Here is a 24,643-nt window from a genome sequence, read left to right on the forward strand (position 1 = left end):
AGGTCAGGGCTCTTCATGTCATTTGCAGCCACGATTGCAGCAGCCGAGGGCGCAAGCCACGTCGTTACCGAGCTTCCGATGCCCGCTCCCGTGTATGGCGTCATCGTCTTCTCGCTGTTCGTTGTTTCAGCGCTTGTGGTGTTCTCGTTCCGTGACGTCGCAAACCGCCACGCTGAGAAGGCCGCCGCCTACGCCCGCGAGCACGGTGAGGCGCAGCAGCACTAATCGTGGCTAGTCGGCGACGTGTGGGGGTGATGGGCGGCACCTTCGACCCAATTCACCATGGCCACCTCGTCGCCGCTAGCGAGGTAGCGAAGAGCTTTGACCTTGACGAGGTCGTGTTCGTGCCAACGGGGCAGCCCTGGCAGAAGAGCAATGTCTCTGAGAGCGAGCACCGATACCTGATGACCGTCATCGCGACGGCATCAAACCCGCAGTTCACCGTGAGCCGTGTCGATGTCGACCGCGATGGGCCGACCTACACGGTCGACACGCTGCGGGACTTGAAGCGGCTCATGCCCGACGCAGAGCTGTTCTTCATCTCTGGGGCGGACGCGGTGCAGCAGATCGTGAGTTGGAAAGACGTTGAGCAGCTGTGGGAGCTTGCTCACTTCATCGCCGTTTCACGGCCCGGTCACGAGCTGTCCCTGTCGGGGCTTTCGCACGACAACGTAAGCATGCTAGAAATTCCGGCGCTGTCTATTTCCTCTACAGACTGTAGGGAACGGGTATCGAGAGGTTACCCTGTGTGGTACCTAGTACCTGATGGGGTAGTGCAGTACATCGCCAAGCACGGCTTGTATTCCGAGGAAGCGACTAATAGATGAGTGAGCAAGAGCACGAACGGCCCTTGACGCGGCGCGAGATGCGCCTGCGCGAGCAGGCCGAACGCGAGGGCGTCGATTCGATCGAAGACATTGTCGCGAGCGAAGAGGCCGCGGCAGCCGAGGGGGCAGTCGTCGCGGAGCCAAGCGCAGTTGATCTCGGCAGCATCGAGATTGATCCGCTCAACCCAGACGGCACGCCCCGTACCCGGCGCGAGATGCGCGAACTGCGGGAGGCAGCGGCGGCAGAGCTGCTCGCCGCGCAGCGGGACGAGGATCAGGCGGACGAGGATCCGGTCGAGGAGCCCGCGAGCGACGTCGGTAAGGCAGATGCCACGGAGGCAGACGCTGCGGAGGCAGACACCCCGGAGGCGCTGCTCACTCCCGACGATTCCTACGGTGCGCCGACCGAGGCGCTGAGCCTCGAAGACCTGCCGCAGGCCGGCGCATCCGAGGCCGCTGAGGGTGAGGTTGAGCCCGAGCTCGACGCGCCGACGGAGGCCTTCACGCTCGAGGAGATGCTCGACGCTGCGGAGCCGAAGTCGCCGACCGGAGACGCCGAGGCCGTCGCGAACCTGTTTGCGACCGAGCCGAACGCGATCATCGATGTTGACGCTGATATTGCTGATATTGACGAAGCTGAGGCCGTGGAGGCTGAGGCTGTTGAGGTCGTCGAGACTGTAGAGCCCGTCGAAGCTGCAGAGCCCGTCGAAGAACCCGTCGTTGAAGTCGTTGAAGAGATCGACGTCGAGCTCGTCGCCGAGGACCTTAATGCCAGCGCCATTGAGGTTGAAGCAGAGGCTGAGGTCGAAGCTGACGAAGAGGCTGATCGCGACGCCGGCACCGACACTGGTACCGATACCGCCGGCTACTCGTTCCCTGACATCCAGCCGCCCGAGGAGTGGCGCTCGGTATTCGATGACCCCTCGCGTGCGGCGAACATCTCCGCGCCGGGCGACTCGGGCGACTTTGACGACCTCATCTCCCGCGCGGTTGCGCAGGAGGGGAGTACTGGCGGTACCGGCGCCTCGGCGCTGATCCTGCCCTCGCATCCCGGCGACACCGGTGGCCTGACAGGCCCGCTGGGCGCGACCGGCGAGCTTTTCGTGACAGGGTCGATCGAGCTCCCGAAGTCGATGGGGGAGACTGGCGGACACTCGGGTATTCACGACTCGATTGATTTCGACCCGTTCCTTTCGGGGGAGGCGCCCGGGTCGATCGCGTCGTCGACGGAGTCTGGGCCGATGCCCGTCTCCGCGCTGAGCGCCGTCAGCGCGCGTCGCCGGCCCGAGGTGCCCGTCGTCGCCGAGCCGACGAAGGATCGCAGCAAGATGCCGCTGATCCTCGCTCTTTCGGGTGGCGGCTTGATTGTCGTCGTCATCGGCGTCGTGGTGTTTGCCGCGACGCAGGGATTCTTTAACTAATACCTTGAGAGGTACACACGTGGCAGAAGCACGAGACTTGCTGGCCGACTTGCAGATCGCTGTGCGCGCTGCCGATAGCAAGGGGGCAATTGCTCCCGTTGCGCTGAACGTTGGCGAGCACTTCGGGTACGCGGACGCGTTCCTCATCGTGACCGGCAGTGTTGAGCGGAACGTGCAGGCGATCTCGGATGAGATCGAGCGCGAGATGAACGAGGCTGGCGTTCGCACGATCAGGCGCGAGGGCCGCGAAGGTGGCCGCTGGGTGCTCCTCGACTTCGGCGACATCATGGTGCACGTCTTCCATCAGGAAGAGCGCGACTTCTACCAGCTCGAACGGCTGTGGCACGATTCTCCCGTCATCGACACTGCGTCGATGATCGAGGTCGCCGCCCAGTAATTCGTGCCGGTTCCGGGCGCGTCGATTTGCTTCGTGCGATCCGGGCTGGTGTAGAATAGAAGAGTTGTCGGGCGAGCATTCGCCCGACTTCCATGAGGGTCTGTGGCGCAGTTGGTAGCGCACCTGCATGGCATGCAGGGGGTCAGGGGTTCGAATCCCCTCAGATCCACGTACTGAAGCCTCCTACTCGATGAGTTGGGGGCTTTTGGCGTTTTTGGAGCTGTGCTGTGCTGTGCTGGCCTGGCTGGAGCTGCTGGTCTCACTGCGGTGACCTGTGGTCTCTCCGCGGCCCCGCTCGGCTGACGTAGATGCAGTGCCGGGAATGGGGCCTCCGTAGGCTGGTGGGATGCATGGGCGGGAAGATCAGCGAGTATCGTCAACATCTGGCAGGCTCATTCAGGCTTGGAGCGGCCGTGGCTGGCCGCGTACGCCGACGGGGTGCGCTCTGATATCGACCCGGTCACCCAGACACTTCCGGAGGCGTTGAATGCGAGCGCAAAGCAGTTTTCGAAGCATGTTGCGCTGGAGTGCTTTGGGCGGACCACAAACTATCGAGACCTGCATGTGCAGGTCGAGCGTGCCGCCGGAGGGTTGCGCAAGCTTGGGGCGCGAGCGGGGGACAGGGTCGCGCTTGTGCTTCCCAGCTGCCCGCAGCATGTTGTAGCGCTCTACGCGGTGCTGCGCTTGGGAGCCGTCGTCGTTGAACACAACCCGTTGTACACGGAGCGCGAGCTTCGCCATCAATTCGAGGATCACGAAGCCAAAGTAGCCATCGTGTGGGACGTAGTCAGTGGGAAAGTCGATCAGCTCCCAGCGGATGCGTGGACAGAGCGCATCGTCACTGTGAACATGACCAAATCGATGCCGACCGCGCAGCAAAATGCGCTTCGCCTCCCGATTCCGGCAGCTCGAGCCGCGCGTAAGAAGCTCACGGTGCGTCTCGCCGCCAAAGGAAGGCACTCGTGGGAGTCGCTTTTGGGGAAGCGGCTCTCGTCGCGCGTAGCTGGGCCACAGCTCGACGACGTTGCGGTGTTCTAGTACACGAGCGGCACGACTGGCATGCTGAAAAGGCGCGATTCTCACGCACGCCTATCTCCGTGCGAACGCGATGCAGGGTCGCGAGTGGTTGCCCGGGTTGCGCGAGGGCAACGTGGTGTTCTATGGCGTGCTCCCGCTGTTCCATGCGTGCGGACTGACGCTGTGTCTGACGTTTCCGATGAACGTTGGCGCCCGGCTGGTGCTTTTCCCCACCTTTGACGTCGATCTCGTTAAGAAGGCAACGAAGCACTCCCCGCCCACGCTCTTACCCGGTGGGCCTCCGATGTATGACCGTCTCGCCCGCGCGGCGCCTCACGGTGAGCTAGACCTCTCGACGGTGCGGTTCGCGATTTCCGGAGCGACGCCGCTGCCAGTGTCGACGGTGCAACGTTGGGAGAAGATTAGCGGGGGATTGCTTGCGGAGGGCTACGGCATGACGGAGGCGTCTCCGGTTGCGCTCGGTAACCCTGCCGGGCCCACTCGGCGCCCCGGTTCCGTGGGGGTGCCGTTCCCGAGCACCGATATTCACGTGGTTGAGCCAGATGAGCCGTCGACCGAGGTGGAGACCGGCCAGCCGGGAGAGCTCCTCATCCGCGGCCCGCAGGTCTTTGGCGGGTATTGGAAACGCCCAGAGGAAACCGCGGAGACGCTGCTGGATGGCGGGTGGCTCCGTACTGGAGACATCGTCACAGTCTCAACGGATGGTTTCGTGACTGTCGTCGACCGCCGCAAGGAGTTGATCATCACTGGCGGTTTCAACGTGTCGCCTTCTGAGGTTGAAGAGGTGCTGCTGTCGCACCCAGATATCGAGGATGCGGCAGTCGTGTCGCTGCCACGGGGTGATGGGGCTGAGATCGTCGTGGCTGCGATCGTTACCCGGGACGGTGCTGACGTCAATCCCGCGGGTGCGCGTGACTTCTGCCGGACCAGGCTCGCTGCGTACAAGGTTCCGATGCGGGTGGACCTCGTCGATGAATTGCCGCGGTCGTTGATTGGGAAAGTGTTGCGACGCGAGGTGCGAGAAATGCTTCTCGTGGACTCCTGAGACCGGTTGACCAAGATCTCAGCGATGTGCTGCCACGGGGCATCGCCTTGACCCGTGCCAGGGGCCGCGCTGCGGAGCGATTGCCCTGCGGGCGCGCCGCAGTTGGCGAGGTTCCAGTTGGCATCGTCACCGCATTCGTCGGCGCGCCGAATCTGACTGCGCTAGCGAGCCTCAGGCGAATGAGTGAGCGGTGACGGCATCTGAACCCGCGCCGTGCAACGCGCAACGCACCAGCACGGCGCTAGAGCGACGGTACGGGGTGCTCGTCGCCGTTCGGCAGGCGGCAAGTGGCGTCGCCCGGCTGCGCGTCGGCGAACTCCTCGACGCTCTCCGGGATCCCGTTCGCCACGGTGTACTGCTCGACCCGCGTGGCACACGCGTCCGGGCTCGCCGCGAGATAGAACGTCGCCGTCTCCTCGCCGTAGCCCGGGTAGCCGTGCTCTTTGCCCCACACCTCGGTCGCGCGCACTGCATCGACGCCGACGAGGCGGCTATCGTGCGGCACGTTCGTGTTCAGCGCGCCCGTGAGGAGCACGGCAACCACGCCGAGGTCGGACCTGCCTGCAATCGTGGCAGTGTGCTCACCACCACGCAGGATCCTCGTCCGCGAGATCTCGCGCGGCACCTCCTCCGCGCTGATGCCGAGCACGAAGGTGACGAACTCGTCTTCGGTGTAGCCACGGAAGTGCATCGTGTGGGTCGCCTGGACCACACCGACGAGTACGGGGCGCTTCCCGTCGAGGGTGTACGTGTACTGCTCGCTCGTGACGCGGTAGTTCTCGAGGTCGGGGAGCGGCGGCAGTTCTGCGCCGGTGCCGAGCAGAGCGGCCGCGTCGAGCTCAGCGGTCGCATCGTCGGGGAGCAGGATCGCGGTGGGCCCGTTGATCCTGCTCTCGGAGACGCTCGCGGCCTCCGCCTCGAACGGGCCGAATTTCGCCGTCTCCTGCGACGGCCCACCGCCTGAAACGGAAGAGCTGCACGCGGAGAGGAAGAGTGCGGTCGCTGCGGCCGCTGCGGCGAGAAGAAGGGTGCGGGTGCGAGTGCGGGTGCGGGCTGGGGTCAGATGCATAGCTTGGGCCCGAGGTCTTCCGTCTTGCCGTCGACGGTGATCGTCGCTTGGCCGCAAATGCGAGCCGCGGTGTCGGGCTCGATGATCATCGGGGTATAGAGCGACTGCAGGCCGATGTCGGTGCGCGACTGCGCGCGCTCGCTGTCGGGGTCATCGAGCGGCCACACCCGCATCGTCATCGTATTTCCCTCGGTCTTGTTGTCGTAGCGGGTCACCCTGCCCCACACCGCCATGCAGTTGTTCGAGTACATGAGCTGCACGTGCACCTCGTTGTCGAGGCGAGCCTCCGACGCGGCGATCACCGCGTCGTCGCGGCAGCTCGTGAGCATCGGGTCGATCCCGTCGGCCGCGGGGCTAAGGTGACGGCTCGCCGCGTCCGCGCTCGACGATGGCGCCGCGAGCGCGCCGACCGTCAGGCCGGTGATGAGCGCCGCGACGGCTGCGGCGCCTCCAGCGATGGCGATGGTTTGACCGAGCGAGAACCTTTTGCTCGGTGCGCCGGCTTCTCCCGCGGGCTCGGCGCTGGAGCCGCCCGGCGCGAGCGCGGCTCGGCGCGCGCGCCACTCCTTCAGGTTCCCGCCGAACAGCGTGACAAGCTTGAGGACCGTGTTCTCAGTGGGAAGGATCTTCCCGGCGAGCGCAACCGAGATCACACTCTTCGAGATCCCGGTCTGGTCGCTGATGGCGGCCAGGGTCGGGTTTCCCGAGGCGATCTTCAGGTCGCGTAGCGCTTCGGCGAAGGCCTCGACCGAGTCGCCTGGGGTGGCAGACTCGGGGGAACCAGGCGCCCCGTCGCGCGTCGCACTGGCTTCTGACGGCGCAGCGTTCAACATGTACTCCTCCAGAGTGGCGTTCGAGTGTTCGAACGCTTTCGTCCGGTGATCCGGAAATCGTGAATAGCGTCTTCAGCTCAAGGATAGGCGGCGCTGAGGTAACTCTCAGGCTTGGGGCCCCTCGGCCGAGGGGTGCAGGCATGAGTTCCGCATGATTCCGCGGGTTTCGATATTCCGTTCGAGTGCCGAACGCCCGCGGAAGGCCCCGTTCTTCGTCCCGTTGGCGGGTGCCCCCGGCCCTGGACTACCGGTTCTGGCCGCTAACCGCTGTTGCCAATTGCGCGATTTTCACTAGCGGGCGGCCGCCTCACACCGATACAGTGCCGAACGTGAATAGCATGGACGGCCTACAGACTGACGCGCTTCCGGACGGGATCGCAGATTTTCGAGACGGTGAGGAGTTCGCGGATCCCTGGGTCGACGGCGAGCCCGGGCCCGAGGCGCTGAGCGTCGTGCCGCCGAACACGGGGTGGCCTGATCGAGCCGTGGTTCTTACCGAGGCGATCCGGACGGCCCTCGGGGACGCCGTCGTCTCGATCGAGCACGTTGGTTCAACCGCCGTGCTGGGGCTCCCCGCAAAAGACGTCATCGACCTCGACCTCATCGTGCTCGACCCGGATGATGAAGCGAGCTATGTACCGGCGCTCACGGCGCTCGGATATCGACACACGGTGCGGGAGCCCGAGCTCGACGGGCACCGCATGCTCAGACTCGAACAGCCGCGCGTGAACCTGCACGTGTTCGCCCAGGGCACCGCCGAGCCAGCCCGCCACCTGCTCTTTCGCGACTGGCTGCGGGCCCACCCCGAGGACGCGAAGATGTACGCGGAGGCGAAGGCCGCCGCCGCTGAGGGCGGGCCGCAGACGGCGATGGCCTACAACCTGCGTAAGCACGCAGCGGTGCGCGAGATTTATTCGCGCGCATTCGCGGCCGCGGGGGTGCCGCTCGCCAAGCGGGTGTTTGCGCCGGCCACGCTCCCGGAGCTGCCGCAGCCCGCCGATACACAACCCGGAGCGTCCACAAGCGCCCCGGGCGACCGGCTCACCTGGCGGCCCGCAACCCCTGGCGACGTGGAAGCCATCCACGATCTGTACAGCGCTGCGGGCGCGGTTGACCACCCGCGCGAGCTCGTGGCCCTCGACAGCGTGAAGCTCTGGCTCAAGGGGGAGCGGTTCACCCTCGAAACCGACACGGTTCTCGCCTTCGCCGCCGACGGTACCCTTGTCGCGCACGGCGAGGCGAAGCTCGACGACGACTGGCGCGACCAGGTCGACGTGTTCGTTGACGGGGTCGTCCACCCGCAGTGGCGCGGGCGCGGTATCGGTAGGGGAATGCTCGCCTGGCAGGAGGCGCGCGGACGGCAGCTGCTCGCGAGCGTCGACGCCAAGCTTCCCGGCATGCTGAGCCTCGGGGCGCGGGCGGAGAGCACGGGTGTGCGCGACCTCGCCGCCGCCGCGGGCTACCAGCCGGTGCGCTGGTGGATGGAACTCGGGCGGTCTCTCGCCGACGAGATCCCTGTGCGCGAGCTGCCCGCGGGGGTCGAGGCCCGCGTCTTCACCAGTGAGCTCTCCGAAGCGACGCGCGTTGCGGTGAACGACGCGTTCCGCGATCACTGGGGTTCGCGCCCGATGACCGAAGAGGAGTGGGCGGACGACCTCGACCTTGACGAGTTCGCCCCCGAGCTGTCGCGAGTGCTCACGACGGGTTCAGGGGAGGCCGGCGACCCCGTGCGCGTTGTCGCGGTCGTACTCACCGAGGTGAACGAGGAAGAGTGGGAGCTGAACGGCGGCTCGTTCGGCTACATGTCCACGATCGGCGTTGTGCGGGACTGGCGCGGCAGGGGCCTCTCAACCGCCGTCATCGCCGCCGCGCTCAGCGCGTATCGCGAGGCCGGCTTCGTGAACGCACTGCTCGACGTCGACTCGGCGAATCCGAGCGGCGCCCTCGGTCTCTACGAGCGTCTGGGGTTCACAGAACGTGACCGCTCCGTCACGCTCGCGAAGTGGGTCTGAGTGTGGTCACTGCGTGTGCCCGTGCCAAAGCGGCAAAGATTTTCGCGTAGGCGTCTGCTGTCCGGTCATCCTTGGAGCTCAGCAACCAAAGGTTTGCAACCACGAGGTGAGCAACCAAGAGGTGAGCAACCAAGAGGTGAGCAACCAACAAGGAAAGCGGGACAACAATGGCAACCTTCGACGCAACCACAGCCACTCTTGATGCGGCGCTCGCCGACGACCGGCCTGTCGTGATCCAGTTCTGGGCCGAGTGGTGCGCACCGTGCCGCGCGATGATCCCGATCGTTGACCAGTTCGCTGAGGCGAACGAGGCATCGGTCGCCGTCGCGCGGGTCGACATCGATGCCAACCCGGAGCTCTCGATGAAGTACCGGGTGACCGCGGTTCCAACGTTTGTGATCGCCCGCGGCGACCAGGTGCTTGAAACGTTCTCGGGGGCGATGCCGCTGCAACCCTTTACACAGCGGGTCGCAGCGGCGATCGCGAGGTAAACAGCCTCGAGCTAGGCCCCCGGCACCCCTACGCCGTACCAGCTCGCGGCCTCGCCGTTGAGGGACCTGCCGAGGTCAAGACCCAGCAAGTATCCTGACATGTCGATGGCCGCCGTCGACCCCTCGCCAGCGGCAGTAATGACCTGTGCGCGGGGATTCGCGATGTTGCCGGCCGCCCACACTCCACCGAGTGAGGTGCGGCCGGTCGCATCGACCGTGATCCACCCGCCCTGCGGCGCCCGCGTCAGCCCGAGGCCCGAGAACGCTTCGTCGCGCGGCACCATGCGTGGCGCAATAAAGACGGCGTCGTGTGCGGCCGTACCGCCGTCAGCGAAGGAAAGTTCGACTTCGCCGCCGACTCCGCCGACTCCGCCGCCGACTCCGCCGCCGACTCCGCCGCCGGCGCCGCCAACACCGACACCGGCGCCGCCCGGCCGCTCAAGCCGCGAGACCCTCCCGTCGTCAACGATCACGACCCCAATGCTGTCGAGCTCCCTGCGCTGGTGGGCTGGCACCGCGATCCCGTTCGGGTAGAACGTGACCCTGTCGCTGTAGCGGCGCATGAGCGCCGCCTGATGCAGAGACATCGCGCCCCCTGCGACGTCGCTCCCGATCACCGCGATACTCTGACCGGCGACCTCGCGACCGTGGCAGTGCGGGCAGTGGTGCACACTCGTGCCCCAGAGTTCAGCGGCGCCGGGGAGATCGGGCAGCACGTCGCGCAGCCCCGTAGCGATAAGGATCGCGGGCGCCGCGAGCTCGCTCCCGTCATCCAACGTGACCGAGACTCCACCTGCGTCCGCCACCGCGGTCGACACCGCGCGAGCCGCGAGGATGCGACCGCCGAAGCTCACGACTTCCTCCCGCGCCGTCTGCAGGAGCGCGGAGGGGCTCATGCCGCTGCGTGAGATGAATCCCTGCATGTGGGCGGCGGGGCGGTTCCGCGGCGTGCGATCCTCCACGACAACCGTGCGCACCCCGGTTCGCGCGAGCACGAGCGCAGCGCTCAACCCCGCGGCCCCTCCGCCAAGTACGATTGCATCCCAGTTCTGCATGATGACTCCTTCCGGTTCCGCGGCGCGAGGCTCGCAGCCGTCGGTTCCTATGCATCGTGGTCCGCGACGTAGCGGGAGAGGAAATACCCTTGCCGAATCGGCACACAGGTTTGCTCGCGCCACCCGTGCGCTCGGAGGATGGCTCACATGGCAATCGAACACGTCGTAAGTGCAGCGCTCGAACAGCTCCCCGCGCGACTTCGGAAGGCGCGCGAGAAGCGCAGCCTCACCCTGAGTGACCTGGCGGGGCGTACGGGTGTCTCGACGAGTACGCTCTCGCGGCTGGAGTCGGGGCAGCGCCGCGCCACGATGGAGCTTGTGCTGCTCATCGCGCTCGCGCTTGAGGTGCCGCTCGTTGAGCTCGTGGCTGCCCCCAAACTCTCGGATCCGCGCGTGGAGCTCCCTCACTCGCGGTCAGGCGGCCGCACGGTGGTGCCGCTCACGCGTCAGCGGACGGAACCGCGAGCGTTCAAACTCGTGATTCCCCCGACCGAGTCGACCCCCGCGTTGCGCACGCACAGCGGCTACGAATGGCTATACGTGCTCTCCGGGACAATGCGGCTCTGCTTGGGCGAGCACGATCTCGAGCTCGGGCCGGGGGAGGTCGCCGAGTTTCCGACGGAGCAGCCGCACTGGTTCGGCTCGACCGGCCGCGGCCAGGTCGAGCTGCTGAGCTTGTTTGGCACGCAGGGCGAGATGATGCACGTGCGAGCGCACACCCGCTCTGGGCCTGGCGTCGGCTAGGGGAGCAGCGCGCCGATCGAGATCATCAGGCTGTACGCCATGATGATGATGAGCGAGAAGCGGAACATGCGGCGGGCCCAGGCGTTGTCGTCCTTCGCGCTGAAACCCTGGATGCCGATGACGATCCACCAGATGCCGAGGACGCCCATGACCGCCGCGTACACCCACCCGGTGTAACCGAGCGGAGTGAGCGCCACCGACGCGACCACGTACGCGATCGTATAAAGCAAGATTTGGATCTTCGCCGCCGGCACCCCGTGCACGACAGTGATGACGGGCACCCCGGCGCGCGCGTACTCGTCACGCCGATACACGGCGATCGAATAGAACTCAGGCATCTGCCAAAAGAAGATCGCGAGGAACACGAGGATCGCGGCCGCGTCGACCGTGCCGGTCACCGCGACGTAGCCCGCGAAGATCGGGGCTGCACCCGAAATGCTGCCGACGAGCGTGCCGTGCACGCTCATCCGCTTCGAGAGCATGCCGTACAACACGACGTAAGTGAAGAACCCGGCAAGGCCCGTGGCGACGACGAGCCAGTTCGTCCAGGCCACCAGGATCGCGTTGCCGAGCACGAACAGCACAACCGAGAAGATGACGGCGTTCCGCACGCCGATGCTGCCCGACACCGTCGCGCGCTTCTTCGTCCGCTCCATGCGGTCGTCGATGTCGCGGTCGAGCACGTTGTTCAGCACGCAGGCCGCAGCGATGACGAACGTCGTGCCGAAGATGGTCGCGAGGAAGAGCAGGCCGTCGAACGCGCCAGCGACGCCCGCGGCGAGCAGGAAGCCGGCGGCGGCCGTGAGCACGTTGCCGTAGAGCACGCCGGGCTTCGTGAGCGAGTAGTAGCGAGCGATCGTGGCCCGCACAGAATCTCCGTCGGCGCGCGATGCGATCTTCGCGTCGGTGCCGCGGCTGCGCTCGGAGAACACTGCGGCGTCGGCGAGCTCCGAGAACTCGGGAGCGATCTCGCTCTCGCGCGCGGCGGTCTCGCGATGACCCCGAGGCGGTTCGGGGGTGTTCGGGACCTGCTGGTCGTCCTCAGGGATCCCACTTGCGGGCATACGAATCTGGCCTTTCTCAAGCCCGTGCACCATTTGGCTCCGGCTTGCCGCCTGCTGTGCGGCGTGTCTGCAGCGCTGGCGGTGCCAGGCGCCGTAGCCGATGGGCCGCAGACTTCTTCCCTCAAATATACCGGGTCTGCGGGCCCCGCAAGGCCAGCGGACGCGCAGGTTCGCGTGTACACGATGCGCGGAGCTGGTGTCTGCGGTACGGCATAGCATTGATGCAGGTATGAACGATCCCGACGCAGACTCGAAGCGGACGCCGACTCGGCGTCCGTCCGAGGGTTGGCGCGCCCAGCTCAGCGACTTGCTGTCGGCCGCCGCACCCGCCGCACCAGCCGCACCCCTCTCCGCCGTCTCCGCCGGTGTCGGTGACGCGGGCCCCTTCGCGCAGCTTGGCCTGCAGTTCGAGGTGAGGGAGATGATCCCGCGGTCGGCCGACAACTGGAACGGCCCGCTCTCGCGCTCGGTGAAGCCGGGCCAGGATGCTGGGAGCGGTATCTTCCAGCTGGGGACACGACCCGCCACTCGAACCGAGCGCGGATGGGCGCGCGGCACGCTCACCTGGGCGAACATCGGCCACCACGGGAGTCGGCTGAGTCTCGACCCCGCACAGCAGCGCTGGTTCCGCCAGCTGCACGCGCTTCACCGAGCTGCGGAAACCGTGGCGGTCGGCAAAGACTCCGACTGGGTCTTCCTCGATGAGTTCGCTAGCCCTGCGCTGTGGACTCTGCTCGGGCAAGCCGACGGGCTGGGCATCGCGCTCGTCGTCGCAGGCCGGGAATCAACGGTCCGCCTGCACGAGGGGGCGGAACTCTGGCTCGACACGCTTGCGACGCCCGAGGGTGCGGTGACGCTTGCACCGCGGCTCGAGCTCGACGGTGCGGAGGTGCCGCTCGTTGGCGCGGGCGCTATCGGCACGCACGGCGTCTACATTGCCGGGCGCGGCCGTGACCGGTCGGTGCACCTCGCGCCCACACCTGCGGAGCTCTCTCCGTCCGAGGTCGCCCTGCTCTCCGGGAGCCTGGAACCGGGAAGCTTCGTTGTCGCCGCAGATGAGCGCGCCCAGTTCATCGCCGAGGGTGTTCCCGAACTGCAATCGGAGTTCACCGTCGCCAGCAGTGACGGCTCCGTTCGTCTACCCGACCCTGATCGAGTGCGGCTCACGCTGTTGGCCGCCTGGCGCGAGGGGCACCGGCTGCTTCTCACCTGGAGCGAGGATCGTTCTTCACGCAGCCGTGGCAGGGAGCTCGCCGTCTCGCTCGACCGGGTACTTCCGGAGGCGATCCTCAGCGACGAGCTGTTCCCCGCCGCGTGGCGGGGCGACCGGCCGGATGGCCAGAGCGCTGGAGATCTTGACGTAGCTGGCGCTGGCGCTGGCGCTGGCACGGGTGCGCAGTTGTCGGCACAGGCACAGGTGCAGTTGCCTGGCCCGCTGGAGCTGCGCGGCGTTGCCGCCGCGGAGTTTCTCACCAAGCTCGTACCGCTGCTTGAGACGGTGCCCGGGGTGAGGGTGCGCACGACCGGCGCCGTGCCCGAATACCGCGAACTCACCGGTGTACCGCACCTGAAAGTGACCGCCATCCCGAGCGAGCGTGAGGATTGGTTCGACCTCGGCGTGCTCGTCACGATCGAGGGGCGGACTGTTCCGTTCGGGCCGCTGTTTCGTGCGCTCGCGCAGGGGCGAACCAAGCTGAAACTCGTCGACGACACCTATTTGCAGCTCAACCACCCGGCGTTTGCGGCGCTCGCGGAGCTCATCGCGGAGGGGCAGGATCTCGACGAGTGGGAGACCGGCCCGCGCATCCCGAAACATCAGGTCCCCAGGTGGGCCGATTTCGAGGATCTTGCGGACGAGTCGGAGACCGCGGTCGAGTGGCGGGCGCTCGTCCGGGAGGTCGGCGCGGAGCGTCCGACTCCGGTACCCGACCCCGTCGGAATCAACGCGGAGCTGCGAACCTACCAGCGGGAGGGGTTCCACTGGCTGGCGTTCCTTTGGCGGAATCGGCTCGGCGGGATCCTCGCCGACGACATGGGCCTCGGCAAGACACTGCAGTGCCTCGCGCTCGTCGCGCACGCGAAGGAAACCGGCGGCGGTGGCGGTGGGGCTCGCGATGGTGGGGCTCGCGACGGTGGGCCTCGCGACGGTGGCGGCGAGCGCCGACCTTTCCTTGTCGTTGCGCCTACCTCAGTGATGAGTAACTGGGCGGCAGAGGCTGCGCGTTTCGCGCCCGGGCTGCGGGTGAAGGTGCGCGCTGCAACCGAGGCGGCGAGCGGTCGGACGGTGCGAGCTGATGCCGCGGAAGCGGACATCATCGTGACGAGTTACGCCCTCTTCCGCCTCGACTTCGAGCGCTATCGCGAAGTCGCGGAGGATTCGGAGCAGGGGATCGCGGGCCTCATCCTCGATGAGGCCCAGTTCGTGAAGAACTCGGCCGGGCAAGGGAACGAGCTTGCGGAGGCTCTCCCGGTGCGCTGGAAGCTCGCCGTGACCGGCACACCGATCGAGAACTCCCTTCGCGAGCTGCACGCGCTCACGAAGATCGTTGCGCCTGGCCTGTTCCCGTCGGCACGCCGGTTCTAGGAAGAGTACGTTCGCGCCATCGAACAACAAGCTCCCGGCAATTCAGTGGGCAAGGGGGCGGGGAGCGGCCCCGCGATGCAGCGGGAGCTGCGACAGCGCCGCACGAAGGAGCTGCGGAGGCGGATTCGTCCCTTCATCCTTCGACGGACCAAAGCGAGTGTCGCGGCCGAGCTTCCGACGAAGCAGGAGCAGATTCTTGAGATCGAACTCGACCCACGGCACCGGGAACTTTACGACGCGTTTCTGCAGCGAGAACGGCAGAAGCTCTTCGGGCTGATGGAGGATCTCGACCGCAGCCGCTTCACGTTCTTCCGGTCGCTCACGTTGCTTCGGATACTCGCGCTCGACGCGACGCTTATCGATGAGCAGTACTCGGAGATACCGTCGGCCAAGCTCGAAGCTCTGGGCGAGCATGTGAGCGCCCTCGCCGCGGAGGGGCGCAAGACGCTTGTCTTCAGCCAGTTCACCTCGTTCCTCGCGAAGGCCGCAACGCACCTGGAAGCCCAGGGCGTCCGTACCGTGACACTTGATGGAACGACGCGGAACCGAGACGCCGTAATTGAGCGGTTCCGGGCGGGAGAGGCCGATGTCTTCCTGATCAGCCTCAAAGCCGGAGGGGTCGGCTTGAACCTGACGGAGGCGGACACGGTCTTCCTGCTCGACCCGTGGTGGAACCCCGCGAGCGAGGCCCAGGCGATCGACAGGACGCACCGGATCGGCCAGGACAAGCCCGTGAATGTGGTGCGCATGATCGCGCTCGGCACCATCGAGGAGAAGGTGCTCGAACTGCAACGACGCAAGCGGGCGCTGTTCGACGCCGTCATCGACGATGAGGCACTGTTCTCGAAGGCATTCACTGCCGAGGATATGCAGAGGCTGTTGGGTTGAGGCTGTTGGGTTGAGTCCGCGCTGTTGGGTGTACTCGGTCGGGGCTGCTGGGGTTGCGGGGTTGCGGGGCGGCGGCTGAGGTTGGGGTTGCGGCTGCTAGCGTGCCCGGAACCGTACGCGGCTCGGAGGCTGTGACGGGTACTGTCTGCCGGTCGGACTCGTCCACACGACAACCCCGCCGTCGCGCTGTTCCAGTGCCCAGCGGGTGTGGTGCTTCACGACGTGGTGTCCTCGGCAGAGCACTGCGAGGTTGTCTGTGCTGGTAGCGCCGCCGTCCTTGGCTGCAACGGTGTGATCGATGTCGCAGCGTGCCGCTTGCCTTCGGCAGCCCGGAGCCCTGCAGTGGAGGTCTCGCGCAGAGATGAATCGACGCATCTCCGCTGATGGACGGTAACGGTCGACGCTGAGTACATTCCCGCCGAGGTCGACTTTCACGACGTCCCAGGAACCACCCTCAGACGTCGCGAGGTCAGCTGCGCTCCGTGCGACACCGGCGCTCACGGGGCCATAGCCGAGAAGCTCGGGTACGCCTCCGACCGAAGTGCTCCCTGTTGGAGCGCTGCCGACGGTGGCGCTGCCGGGTGGAGCGTTCCCGGTTGGAGTGCTCCCGACTGACGCATCGCCAGCCCGCGCCTTGCTCGCTGGATCGTGGCCGGTAAACGCTCCACCCGCGGGAGAACTCGCGCGTGTGGCGGTGATGCCACGCGGGCGGAGCGCCCCCTGTGCAAGCTGATGCTCCGGCACGATGACCTGGACATGGGCGGCTATGCCGCGGCCGAGTGGCGTGGAACCGTCACCCGTGACCGGTACCTCACCGGTAAGGAGGAGGTCGGCGAACAGGTCGGCTTCGATCTGGGACTGCGTCCGGTTTGCCTGGTGCTCGCTCTGTTGCTCAGTCTGGCTTTCAGCCTGGTGCCCGGTCTGGTGCTCGGTCTGGATTCCGCCGTGTTCTGGGCGGGTTTCGGCGGAATCGCTTGTGAGCTGGCGGGCGATCTGAGCGATCCGATCCCGAATTCCGTAGGCCGCCATCGCTGGAAGATAGGCCGAGAGCTCTGCCATGCCGTCGGGGAGCTCGCGAACTTGGATGCAGCGTCGCCGCGCTGCCTCCTGATGCTGCTCCTCAAGCGGTAGGTCCGCGAGGTGGAGTGCTACGCGGTGAGCGATCGGGCGCAGCCGGTTCGGCGTCTCGGTGCGTGCGTGTGGCAGGATCTCGACCTCGAAACGGGCTCGTCGACTCGCCGCTTCATGCTCTGGCAGTGAGTGGAACACCAGCCCCTCGTCTACCACGACGTGCACGCTCTGCAGTGAGATCTCACCTGCGGCGAGCGCGCCGAGCGTTTCCACGTAGATGTCGTGGGCTTGGTGCGAGGTCAGCATGAGCTTCTCGGCGACGTGTTCGCTCACCTGCAGCCGCGCGGACACCTCCAAGCGCAGGGAGCGGTGCTCGAGCTCGGGGCTGCGGCGGTGGCTGGCGGGACGTCCCGTTGCGGAGGCCGTGCCGCGATCAGTGGTCGGGGTTCGCGAGCCACCTGCCGCGTGACCGAAGGCACGGTGCATGACGCGTCCGAGCGCAGTGAGCTGTGCGGCCTCGGCCACTCGAATGGCGGTCGCCGCCTCTTCCATCTGTGCAAGGTCTTCGGCGTCGCTGAGGTCTTCCGGGCTGAGGTCTTCCGGGCTGAGGTCTTCCGGGCTGAGGTTTTTCGAGCTGAGCGGGAGGCCGAGCGCATCGGTTTCGGTCTCGGGCGTAGCTTGTTGCTCAGCGCCTTGCTCTGCGCCTTGCTCAGCGCCTTGCTCTGCGCCTTGCTCAGCGCCGCGTTCAGGGCCGGGATCTTCTGGGGGAGGGTCTACCTCGGGTGCATTGAACATGGGGCGAGTCAAACATGGGCGGCGATGGTGCCCGATCTTGTCCCCAACGTTTGGAGGGAACCGCGCGATGCCGGCGAGAATACCAAGCTGTGGACGACGATCATACCGGGGACCGCCGCCGAGTGCTTGTCAGTTGTTGAGCGGTGCGCATACGCTGAAGGAATCAACCGCAGTGCGCTCGCCGCTGGTAGGTGGTCCGACCCAACAGCGGCGCCGGCGTTCAGCAGAAGGGAACCGTCATGACACAGGTCCCACACGAGCAACAACCCGCACCTTACGGGAAGCTGCCTCAGGGCGCGCCCTACGGGCAGCAAGCACAGACCGCGCCACCCGCACCCGCACCCGCGCCCCCTGCACCGCGCCAGTCCAAGGTCGGCGCGATCATCGCAGTGGTGCTCGGCGCGATCCTGCTCCTCGGCGGACTACCGTTTGGAGTCGCGATAGGCGGGATCGCAACGGTTCCCCAAGCGCTCGGGATGATTGAGGGAATCACGGAGGTCGCTCCCTCGGGCGCCGTCACAGCGAAAGCCGCGGGCGACAAGTTTTACCTGCTCGGGCCCTCGCACGCAGCGGGAGCGGTCGCACCAGAGTTCTGTACCGCGACGGGAGCGTCCGGCGAGTCCATTCGGATCGATCCGGTCAGCGCGTCCGCATACAGTTCCGACTTCGGAGGCCGCGACTTCTCGGCCTTCGCCGTACTCCGTGCGCCGAGCACCGGGGACATTGTGATCCAGTGTGAAACCGAAGACGGCGCCGTTCTCGCCGCGCCGGCCTTCAACCTCACCAGCTTCTTCTCGCCGCTCTTCTGGTGGTCGGTCGGTGGAGCCGTGGCAACCCTCGTCGGGCTCGTACTCTTGATCGTCGGAATAGTGCTGCTCGCACGCGGCCCACGAACACGCGGAACCCCAATCCCCGACGCCAAGACGACCACCGGCGCGAGTGTCGACTAGCCAGCGCCAGCCCTGGGCGTCGCTCCGAACACTCGTCGGCCGGGTTCGACTCGGCCTAGGGAGTGAAACGACGTTTGCCCCGCCGCCGCCCACGCCAGACCCCGTCCACCGCGAGCGGATTGCGGAGGCCGCGAAAGCGAGCACAGCGCGACTCGGGTTGGAGCCGACCCAGCATCAGCTGGCGGCGGCGTCAGCGCTCGCGGCCGGGTACGGCGTTGAGATGGACACGGGTGAGGGGAAGACGCTCGTGGGGGCGCTCGCCGCAGCAAGCCTCGCGTTGGGTGGGAGACACGTGCACGTGCTCACCGTGAACGACTACCTCGCGCGCCGGGACGCGGCCTGGATGGGGCCGATCTACCGCGACCTGGGGCTCTCTGTCGCGGCGGTTGGCAGCGACTCTGACCCGAGCGCCCGCGCCGAGGCCTACCGCGCCAACGTGGTGTACGCGGCTGTTACCGAGATCGGCTACGACGTCCTCCGAGACGGGATCGCCCGAGATGAGCGGGAACGGGTGCACCCGATCCTCGACGCCGCAATCGTTGACGAGGCTGATGCCGTCATGATCGACGAGGCCGTCTCGCCGCTCGTGCTCGCGGGCGAACGCGCAGCCGAGCCGCAGGACTTCACGCGCGAGATCGCTGCCGTTCGGCGCCTCATCGAGGGCACGCACTTCGAACTCGACCGAGAACGGTCGACCGCGTTCCTGACCGACGCTGGCGCCACGGAGATCGAGCGCGACCTCGGGGTAGAACTCTACGCAGAGGGGAGGGGCGACCAGCTGTCCCGGGTCAACGTCGCCCTGATGGCGGTGGCGGTCGCCCGGCGCGACGTCGACTATGTCGTGCGCGACGGAGCGGTACGGCTGGTCAACGAAGGGCGGGGCAGGATAGCGAGTATCCAGCGCTGGCCTGACGGCCTACACGCCGCAGTCGAAGCCGCCGAAGGAATCACAGCGACTCAGCCGGGAACGATGCTCGACACGCTCACCATCCAGGATCTCCTCGCGCGCTACAACTCGCTCGCAGGGATGAGCGGAACCCTGGTCGCGGTGGCGAACGAGCTCGAGGAGTTCTACGGGCTGAAGGTGTGCCGGGTCGACCGCGCAACCCCGAACGCGAGAACCGACGAGCCACTCGCGGCGCACCTGACGCGAGCCGAGAAAGTAGACGCGATGACACGCGACGTTGCTGCGTGCGTTGCGGTACAGCGCCCCGTGCTCGTCGGCACACAGTCGGTCAGTGACTCAGAGGCGCTCGCCGCAGAGTTCGCCGGGCGAGGGATCCTGGCCCGTGTGCTCAACGCCCGCAACGACGAGGCGGAGGCCGCGCTGGTTGCCGAAGCGGGTGCGCCCGGCGCCGTCACGATCTCGACGCAGATGTCTGGGCGTGGCACAGACGTCAGGCTCGGCGGCGCCGATGGGGTGCATCGCGACCGAGTGGTCGCCGCCGGCGGGCTCCGGGTGATCGCTGACGGCATCTACCCGACGAAGCGCCTCGACGCCCAACTGCGGGGCCGGGCCGGGCGCCAGGGTGACCCGGGCTCGGCCGCCACCTACGTCTCGCTCGACGACGACCTGCTCGTCGAGCACGCACCCGACTCTCTCCGGCGCCGCGCGGCTGCTCGGCAAGGCGACGCTGGGAGGCGCGCAGTTGCCGAGGCCGCGCTCGCGGCCCAGCGGATCGCCACCGCCCAGCGGCTCGACCGGCACCGCAGCGCCTGGGAGTATTCGCGTGCGATCTCAAAACAGCGCCGCGCGGTGCTCGCGACGCGCGAGCAGTGGCTCACGGGTGGAGGATCGGCGGCGGACGCGGTCCGCCAGCGCGCACCCGAGCTGGTCGCCCGGCTCGAGGCGCGCGCGGGCCGGGCCGTGGCGCTCAGCGCCTGTCGCGACATCGCGCTGTGGCAGCTCGACGAGCTGTGGAGTGAACACCTCGAGCTCCTCGACGAGCTGCGCGACGGGATCCACCTGCGCGCGCTCGCGGACGAGGCCCCAACCGCAGCCTTCCACATGCAGGCGTTGCGCGAGTTTGAGGGATTCTTCGACGCGGCCCTCGACCGTATTGTTGAGGCGCTCGCGGGGCTCGACGCCGACTCGCTCCTCGGGGGCGTCGCAACCGCGGTGCGCCGCCCGTCGGCGACGTGGACCTACATGCTCGTCGACAACCCTCTCGGCAGCAGGGCAGACCGCGCGACACGTGGGCTCCAGCGGCTGCTGCACCGCTAGCCGCCGCGCCCCTCGCTCGAGTTTGACAAGCCGGAGAATCGGCGTATGCTCACTTATAGTCATAGTGACTTTAAGTCGAGAGTGGGTTGAGCGAGGATGCAGTACCAGCGCGCGAGCGTCGCCGAGCGGCGCTACCTCCCGCCCGCGGTTGCGGTCTCCGTCGTGGCATTCGCGCTCCGCCCGCCGGTCGACGCTGAGCGTGGCGGCAGCGCTGAGCACGGCAGTGCCAGTAACAGCGGCGGTGCCAGTAACAGCGGCGGTGCCAGTGGCGCGGCGCCCACGATCTGGCTTCCCCTCGTCCGGAGGACTCGCGCGCCGTTCCTCGGCGACTGGGCCCTCCCCGGCGGACCGACCGAGTGGGATGAGACCCTCGCAGACACCGCGCTGCGCACGCTTCGGGCCGCTGCGAGGCGGGATCCGCGTCACCTTGAGCAGCTCTACTCGTTTGGCGGCGTCGAGCGCTCTGCCGAGGCCCAGCGTCTCGTCACCATCGCGTACTGGGCGCAGTACGGCGAAGGTGAGCTCGACGCGGAGCCCGTGAGTGGAAGTGACGTGGGAGGCAGCGACATTGGGGCCGGTGGCGCGGCAGGCAGCGCGCGGGGCGCCGATCGCAACCAGGATCCGGATCCTGATCCTGCCGGGTCGCCTGCTGCGGCGCGCCGGCCCCGGCGCTGGGACGACCCGCTTCCGCCGCTCTCGTCGCGTGAAAGCGGCGACGCGGGCGCCGCGGAGACCGCAGAGGCGCTTGAGCAGCCCGCGGGGGAGAACGTTGCCTGGTTCTCGATCGACGCGCTCCCGCAGCTCGCCTTCGACCACGCCGAGATCATCGCCCACGCCGTCGATAGGCTTCGCGCGAAGACCGAGTACGCGGCCGTCGCCCACAGGTTCCTCGACGAGGCGTTCACGCTCGGGCAGCTACGCGCCGTCACTGAAGCGGTGCTCGGCCAGACCGTCGACCCGGCGAATTTCAGGCGTCAGGCGCTCGCCCGCGGCGGGCTTGTCGACACCGGCGAGCTTGACTCGGGCGGGGCGCACCGGCCCGCGCGACTTTACCGCTTCAGCGAAGCCGACCCGGCCGCGGGCACATCGGCCCCCAGACCTCACACCACCGAACGAAACGCGAGGACCATCTCATGAGCAGCGTGCACGAACTCATCCGCGGCGCGGTAGCCCGCGAGGCGGAGAACGCCGAGCGATCCGGCCGGCCCACGTCAGCCCCGCACCGGAAGCCGATTGCGCTTCGCGCGACTGGGAAGGTGTCGTCGTGCGGCACCGAGCTCGCGGATGACCCGTGGGCGATCGACACGAAGCCCGGGTACGGGCCCGGCGCATCTGTTGAGGACGTGATTCCCGGAACCGCGCCGCGCCAGGGGCCACTGCCCGAGCGCTACACGAGCGCGAGCGACGAGCAGCTTGACGAGTGGATCACCGCGGCGAAGGCCGAACTCGGTGACCGCGTGCGCATTCTTGGGCACTTCTACCAGCGCGACGAGATCGTGAAGTACGCCGACTTCGTGGGCGACTCGTTCATGCTCGCGCAGGCCGCGAAGCAGCACCCTGAGGCCGAGTCGTTCGTCTTCTGCGGCGTGCACTTCATGGCCGAAACGGCAGACATTCTCTCGGGGTCGGAACAGTCGGTGATCCTGCCGAACCTCGCCGCGGGCTGCTCGATGGCCGACATGGCGACAATCGAGCAGGTCGAAGCGTGCTGGAGCGAGCTGACCGCGGCGCTCGGGCCCGCGGGCGAGGGTGAGCTGCAGCCGGTCATCCCGGTCACCTACATGAACTCCTCGGCAGCGATCAAGGCGTTCTGCGGGCGCAACGGCGGCATCGTCTGCACCTCCTCGAACGCCCGCACCGTGCTCGAGTGGGCGTTCGAGCGTGGCCAGCGCGTCGTGTTCTTCCCCGACCAGCACCTCGGCCGCAACACGGCAAAGGCGATGGGTATCTCTGAGGATTTGATGCCGCTCTGGCGCCCCCACCTCGCCCTGGGTGGGAACACCGCAGAGCAGCTGAGGGACTCGAAGGTGATCCTGTGGAACGGCTTCTGCTCGGTCCACAAGCGCTTCACCGTCGCGCAGATTGAGCAGGCGCGCGCCGAGTACCCGGGCGTGCGGGTCATCGTGCACCCTGAGTGCCCGGCTCCCGTCGTCGAAGCTGCGGATGGTGCGGGCTCGACCGAGTACATTCGCAAGGAGGTCGAGGCGGCCGCGCCGGGTTCGGTGCTCGCGATTGGTACGGAGATCAACCTCGTGAACCGGCTGCAGCAGCAGCGCCCAGACCTCACGATCTTCTGCCTCGACCCCGTCGTCTGCCCGTGCTCGACGATGTACCGGATCCACCCCGCCTACCTCGCGTGGACGCTCGAGTCGCTGCTCGCCGGCCAGGTGCCGAACCAGATCAGCGTTTCCGAGAGCGTCGCGGGTGACTCCCGGATCGCGCTTGAGCGGATGCTCGCGGCCAAGCCATGATCCTGGTCGTCGGCGCGGGCGTCGCCGGACTGTCGTGCGCTCTGGCCGCGGTGGCCCGCGGTGCCGAGGTGGTGCTCGTCACCCCGGGCCGCCTGCGTGACGGCGGTAACACCGCCCTCGCGCAGGGCGGCATCGCCGCGGCAGTGGGGCCGGGCGACAGCGCTGGCGCGCACCTCGCAGACACGCTCACGGCGGGCGCGGGCCTCGTGGACGCCGCGGCCGCGCGCGTGCTCACGCTCGAGGGTGCCCGGATCGTGCGCGAGCTGCTCACCGCCGGGCTTCCGGTCGACCGGGCCATTGACGGGTCCGTGCTGCTCGGGCTCGAGGGGGCGCACGGCGTGCCCCGCATCCTCCACTCGGGGGGAGACCGCACCGGGGCGGCCCTGCACGCGTTCCTTGCGAACCGCGCGCTCGCCGAGGTCGCCGCTGGGAAGCTTGAGCTTCGCGAAGAGTCCGCGGTCTCCTCGCTCATCGTCGAAGCCGGCCAGGTCGTCGGGGCGCGCCTGCGGGACCCGGCTGGCCCCAGCGCGCGCAGCTCGGATGCTGTCGTGCACCGCGCGGATGCCGTCGTGCTCGCGACTGGCGGGTATGCCGCGATGTTCCCCCGCACGACGAACCACGCGGGGGCGCGGGGCGAAGGGATCCTGATCGCAGCTCGCGCCGGCGCCCTTGTCGCCGACCTCGAGTTTGTGCAGTTTCACCCGACCGCGCTCGAAACAGGGGAACTCGTCTCCGAGGCGGTTCGCGGAGCCGGTGCAGTGCTGCGCGACGCGGCCGGCCGGCGCTTCATGGAGGGCCGCCACCCGCTCGCTGAGCTCGCGCCGCGCGACGTCGTCTCGAGGGAGATTCACCGCGTGCTGAGCGTGGGCGGGACCGTGTTTCTCGACGCGACCCCGATCGAGCGCGAACACGGGGACAGGGCCCTCGCCCGGATGTTCCCGGGTATCTCGGCCGCTGTCGAAGCTCACGGGTACGACTGGACGCGCGACCCCATCCCAGTGGCCCCCGCCGCGCACTACACGATGGGGGGCGTGGCCAGTGATACTCGTGGTCGCAGCACGCTGCCCGGCCTGTTCGTCGCGGGCGAGGTCGCGTCGACGGGCGTGCACGGTGCGAACCGGCTCGCCTCGAACTCGCTGCTCGAAGGCCTCGTGTTCGGCGAACGGTCGGGCGTGGCCGCAGCTGCGTATGTCGCGGCGGGTCGACATGACTGGGGCGCCACCGAAACCGAGCTCGGGCTGCGGTGGGACGCCGTACCAGCGAGCCGAGTGCCCGCTGATGCGCTCCCTGGTCCAGGCGCCGCTCTCGCAGACTCCACATCGCCTGACGCCACAGTGTCGGCGGCAATCGCCACTCACCTCGGCATCGAACGCGACGCCGCGGGGCTGCGCGCCGCCGCCGACGTCTTCGCGGGCGAGGCCGCGCGCGGCTCCGACCTCGCCGAGTTCGCGGGCCTCGTGTGCGCTGCCGCGCTCGCGCGCACCGAGTCTCGCGGCGCACACCAACGCTCTGACTATCCGGAGACGGACCCCGCCTGGGCCGAGCGACGCGCGCTCGCGTTGGGTGCAGTGAGAGAACTAGCGCGAGAACCAGGGCGAGAACCCTCGCGTGAGCCCGCCACCGCCGGGTAGCGCCCAGCCCCGCACGCGCTGGCCGCCATCGCC

The 24,643-nt window shown here is 67.7% G+C and carries 18 protein-coding genes, 1 tRNA gene and 2 pseudogenes; 16 read left to right on the plus strand and 5 right to left on the minus strand.

Going from position 1 to position 24,643, the window contains the following annotated elements:
• Window positions 1–15 precede the first annotated feature (15 nt).
• The 6 genes and pseudogenes from FB468_RS01570 to FB468_RS01595 all read left to right on the plus strand — a co-directional run bounded on the left by FB468_RS01570 (window position 16) and on the right by FB468_RS01595 (window position 4,728).
• Window positions 16–225: a hypothetical protein gene (locus tag FB468_RS01570; RefSeq protein ID WP_141885798.1), complete on the plus strand. Its 210-nt coding sequence runs from the start codon at window positions 16–18 to the stop codon at window positions 223–225.
• The gene (gene nadD, locus FB468_RS01575; RefSeq protein WP_281290286.1) at window positions 225–827 is read left to right on the plus strand and encodes a nicotinate-nucleotide adenylyltransferase; all 603 of its coding nucleotides are present in this window, start codon (window positions 225–227) and stop codon (window positions 825–827) included. The genes FB468_RS01570 and nadD overlap by 1 nt, the downstream gene beginning before the upstream one ends.
• Window positions 824–2,248, plus strand: coding sequence for a hypothetical protein (locus FB468_RS01580; protein WP_141885800.1), 1,425 nt, complete (start codon window positions 824–826; stop codon window positions 2,246–2,248). The genes nadD and FB468_RS01580 overlap by 4 nt, the downstream gene beginning before the upstream one ends.
• Window positions 2,249–2,267: 19 nt before the next feature.
• Window positions 2,268–2,645 carry a ribosome silencing factor gene (gene rsfS, locus FB468_RS01585; RefSeq protein WP_246055682.1) on the plus strand — a complete coding sequence of 126 codons (378 nt, stop codon included), beginning with the start codon at window positions 2,268–2,270 and terminating at the stop codon, window positions 2,643–2,645.
• Between the two features lie 96 nt (window positions 2,646–2,741).
• A tRNA-Ala gene (locus tag FB468_RS01590) sits at window positions 2,742–2,814 on the plus strand.
• A gap of 233 nt (window positions 2,815–3,047) precedes the next feature.
• A pseudogene (locus FB468_RS01595) lies at window positions 3,048–4,728 on the plus strand (long-chain-fatty-acid--CoA ligase).
• Window positions 4,729–4,969: 241 nt separating this feature from the next.
• Here FB468_RS01595 and FB468_RS01600 read toward each other — a convergent pair.
• Both FB468_RS01600 and FB468_RS01605 read right to left on the minus strand, forming a co-directional pair.
• On the minus strand, window positions 4,970–5,797 hold the full coding sequence (locus FB468_RS01600; RefSeq protein ID WP_141885801.1) for a hypothetical protein: 828 nt from the start codon (window positions 5,795–5,797) through the stop codon (window positions 4,970–4,972).
• Entirely contained in the window at window positions 5,788–6,630 is an 843-nt protein-coding gene (locus FB468_RS01605) for a DUF2690 domain-containing protein (protein ID WP_141885802.1), read from the minus strand. The genes FB468_RS01600 and FB468_RS01605 overlap by 10 nt, the downstream gene beginning before the upstream one ends.
• Window positions 6,631–6,968: 338 nt before the next feature.
• Between FB468_RS01605 and FB468_RS17035 the strand changes: the two genes are divergently transcribed.
• Window positions 6,969–8,642, plus strand: a complete 1,674-nt coding sequence (locus tag FB468_RS17035) for a GNAT family N-acetyltransferase (protein WP_246055923.1) — start codon at window positions 6,969–6,971, stop codon at window positions 8,640–8,642.
• Window positions 8,643–8,809: 167 nt separating this feature from the next.
• The gene (locus FB468_RS01615; protein WP_141885803.1) at window positions 8,810–9,133 is read left to right on the plus strand and encodes a thioredoxin family protein; all 324 of its coding nucleotides are present in this window, start codon (window positions 8,810–8,812) and stop codon (window positions 9,131–9,133) included.
• Window positions 9,134–9,144: 11 nt separating this feature from the next.
• Here FB468_RS01615 and FB468_RS01620 read toward each other — a convergent pair whose 3' ends face one another.
• Entirely contained in the window at window positions 9,145–10,188 is a 1,044-nt protein-coding gene (locus FB468_RS01620) for an NAD(P)/FAD-dependent oxidoreductase (RefSeq protein ID WP_141885804.1), read from the minus strand.
• A gap of 147 nt (window positions 10,189–10,335) precedes the next feature.
• On the opposite strand from FB468_RS01620, the gene FB468_RS01625 reads away from it, so the two are divergent.
• The gene (locus tag FB468_RS01625) at window positions 10,336–10,932 is read left to right on the plus strand and encodes a helix-turn-helix domain-containing protein (protein WP_141885805.1); all 597 of its coding nucleotides are present in this window, start codon (window positions 10,336–10,338) and stop codon (window positions 10,930–10,932) included.
• Here FB468_RS01625 and cyoE read toward each other — a convergent pair.
• Complete coding sequence (gene cyoE / locus FB468_RS17040) at window positions 10,929–11,996, minus strand: heme o synthase (protein WP_170219601.1); 1,068 nt, start codon at window positions 11,994–11,996, stop codon at window positions 10,929–10,931. The genes FB468_RS01625 and cyoE overlap by 4 nt on opposite strands.
• Before the next feature lie 421 nt (window positions 11,997–12,417).
• Here cyoE and FB468_RS17535 point away from each other — a divergent pair.
• Both FB468_RS17535 and FB468_RS01640 read left to right on the plus strand, forming a co-directional pair.
• Window positions 12,418–14,832: pseudogene (locus tag FB468_RS17535) on the plus strand (DEAD/DEAH box helicase); the annotation flags it as partial.
• A 24-nt stretch (window positions 14,833–14,856) separates the two neighbouring features.
• Window positions 14,857–15,468 carry a DEAD/DEAH box helicase gene (locus FB468_RS01640; protein ID WP_246055924.1) on the plus strand — a complete coding sequence of 204 codons (612 nt, stop codon included), beginning with the start codon at window positions 14,857–14,859 and terminating at the stop codon, window positions 15,466–15,468.
• 96 nt (window positions 15,469–15,564) lie between these two features.
• Here the strand turns inward: FB468_RS01640 and FB468_RS01645 are convergent, their stop codons facing one another.
• Window positions 15,565–17,334 carry an HNH endonuclease signature motif containing protein gene (locus FB468_RS01645; protein WP_141885809.1) on the minus strand — a complete coding sequence of 590 codons (1,770 nt, stop codon included), beginning with the start codon at window positions 17,332–17,334 and terminating at the stop codon, window positions 15,565–15,567.
• 239 nt (window positions 17,335–17,573) lie between these two features.
• On the opposite strand from FB468_RS01645, the gene FB468_RS01650 reads away from it, so the two are divergent.
• The 5 genes from FB468_RS01650 (at window position 17,574) to FB468_RS01670 (ending at window position 24,610) form a co-directional block, all read left to right on the plus strand.
• On the plus strand, window positions 17,574–18,284 hold the full coding sequence (locus tag FB468_RS01650; RefSeq protein WP_141885810.1) for a hypothetical protein: 711 nt from the start codon (window positions 17,574–17,576) through the stop codon (window positions 18,282–18,284).
• Window positions 18,274–20,508 (plus strand): accessory Sec system translocase SecA2, encoded by a 2,235-nt coding sequence (secA2, locus tag FB468_RS01655; protein ID WP_141885811.1) that lies wholly within the window; start codon window positions 18,274–18,276, stop codon window positions 20,506–20,508. The genes FB468_RS01650 and secA2 overlap by 11 nt, the downstream gene beginning before the upstream one ends.
• Window positions 20,509–20,604: 96 nt before the next feature.
• Window positions 20,605–21,645 (plus strand): NUDIX hydrolase, encoded by a 1,041-nt coding sequence (locus FB468_RS01660; protein WP_141885812.1) that lies wholly within the window; start codon window positions 20,605–20,607, stop codon window positions 21,643–21,645.
• Window positions 21,642–22,979 carry a quinolinate synthase NadA gene (gene nadA, locus FB468_RS01665; RefSeq protein WP_141885813.1) on the plus strand — a complete coding sequence of 446 codons (1,338 nt, stop codon included), beginning with the start codon at window positions 21,642–21,644 and terminating at the stop codon, window positions 22,977–22,979. The genes FB468_RS01660 and nadA overlap by 4 nt, the downstream gene beginning before the upstream one ends.
• Window positions 22,976–24,610, plus strand: a complete 1,635-nt coding sequence (locus FB468_RS01670; protein WP_141885814.1) for an L-aspartate oxidase — start codon at window positions 22,976–22,978, stop codon at window positions 24,608–24,610. The genes nadA and FB468_RS01670 overlap by 4 nt, the downstream gene beginning before the upstream one ends.
• The last annotated feature ends 33 nt before the right edge of the window (window positions 24,611–24,643 follow it).

The sequence above is a fragment of the Leucobacter komagatae genome (assembly GCF_006716085.1).
Taxonomy (GTDB): Bacteria; Actinomycetota; Actinomycetes; order Actinomycetales; family Microbacteriaceae; genus Leucobacter; species Leucobacter komagatae.

Bases quoted from the DNA above. Each gene is read 5' to 3' on its own strand.
- FB468_RS01570 (WP_141885798.1), top strand. From the start codon at position 16: ATGTCATTTGCAGCCACGATTGCAGCAGCCGAGGGCGCAAGCCACGTC.
- FB468_RS01580 (WP_141885800.1), top strand. From the start codon at position 824: ATGAGTGAGCAAGAGCACGAACGGCCCTTGACGCGGCGCGAGATGCGC.
- FB468_RS01600 (WP_141885801.1), bottom strand. From the start codon at position 5,797: ATGCATCTGACCCCAGCCCGCACCCGCACTCGCACCCGCACCCTTCTT.
- FB468_RS01605 (WP_141885802.1), bottom strand. From the start codon at position 6,630: ATGTTGAACGCTGCGCCGTCAGAAGCCAGTGCGACGCGCGACGGGGCG.
- FB468_RS17035 (WP_246055923.1), top strand. From the start codon at position 6,969: ATGGACGGCCTACAGACTGACGCGCTTCCGGACGGGATCGCAGATTTT.
- FB468_RS01615 (WP_141885803.1), top strand. From the start codon at position 8,810: ATGGCAACCTTCGACGCAACCACAGCCACTCTTGATGCGGCGCTCGCC.
- FB468_RS01620 (WP_141885804.1), bottom strand. From the start codon at position 10,188: ATGCAGAACTGGGATGCAATCGTACTTGGCGGAGGGGCCGCGGGGTTG.
- FB468_RS01625 (WP_141885805.1), top strand. From the start codon at position 10,336: ATGGCAATCGAACACGTCGTAAGTGCAGCGCTCGAACAGCTCCCCGCG.
- cyoE (WP_170219601.1), bottom strand. From the start codon at position 11,996: ATGCCCGCAAGTGGGATCCCTGAGGACGACCAGCAGGTCCCGAACACC.
- FB468_RS01640 (WP_246055924.1), top strand. From the start codon at position 14,857: ATGGAGGATCTCGACCGCAGCCGCTTCACGTTCTTCCGGTCGCTCACG.
- FB468_RS01645 (WP_141885809.1), bottom strand. From the start codon at position 17,334: ATGTTCAATGCACCCGAGGTAGACCCTCCCCCAGAAGATCCCGGCCCT.
- FB468_RS01650 (WP_141885810.1), top strand. From the start codon at position 17,574: ATGACACAGGTCCCACACGAGCAACAACCCGCACCTTACGGGAAGCTG.
- FB468_RS01660 (WP_141885812.1), top strand. From the start codon at position 20,605: ATGCAGTACCAGCGCGCGAGCGTCGCCGAGCGGCGCTACCTCCCGCCC.
- nadA (WP_141885813.1), top strand. From the start codon at position 21,642: ATGAGCAGCGTGCACGAACTCATCCGCGGCGCGGTAGCCCGCGAGGCG.
- FB468_RS01670 (WP_141885814.1), top strand. From the start codon at position 22,976: ATGATCCTGGTCGTCGGCGCGGGCGTCGCCGGACTGTCGTGCGCTCTG.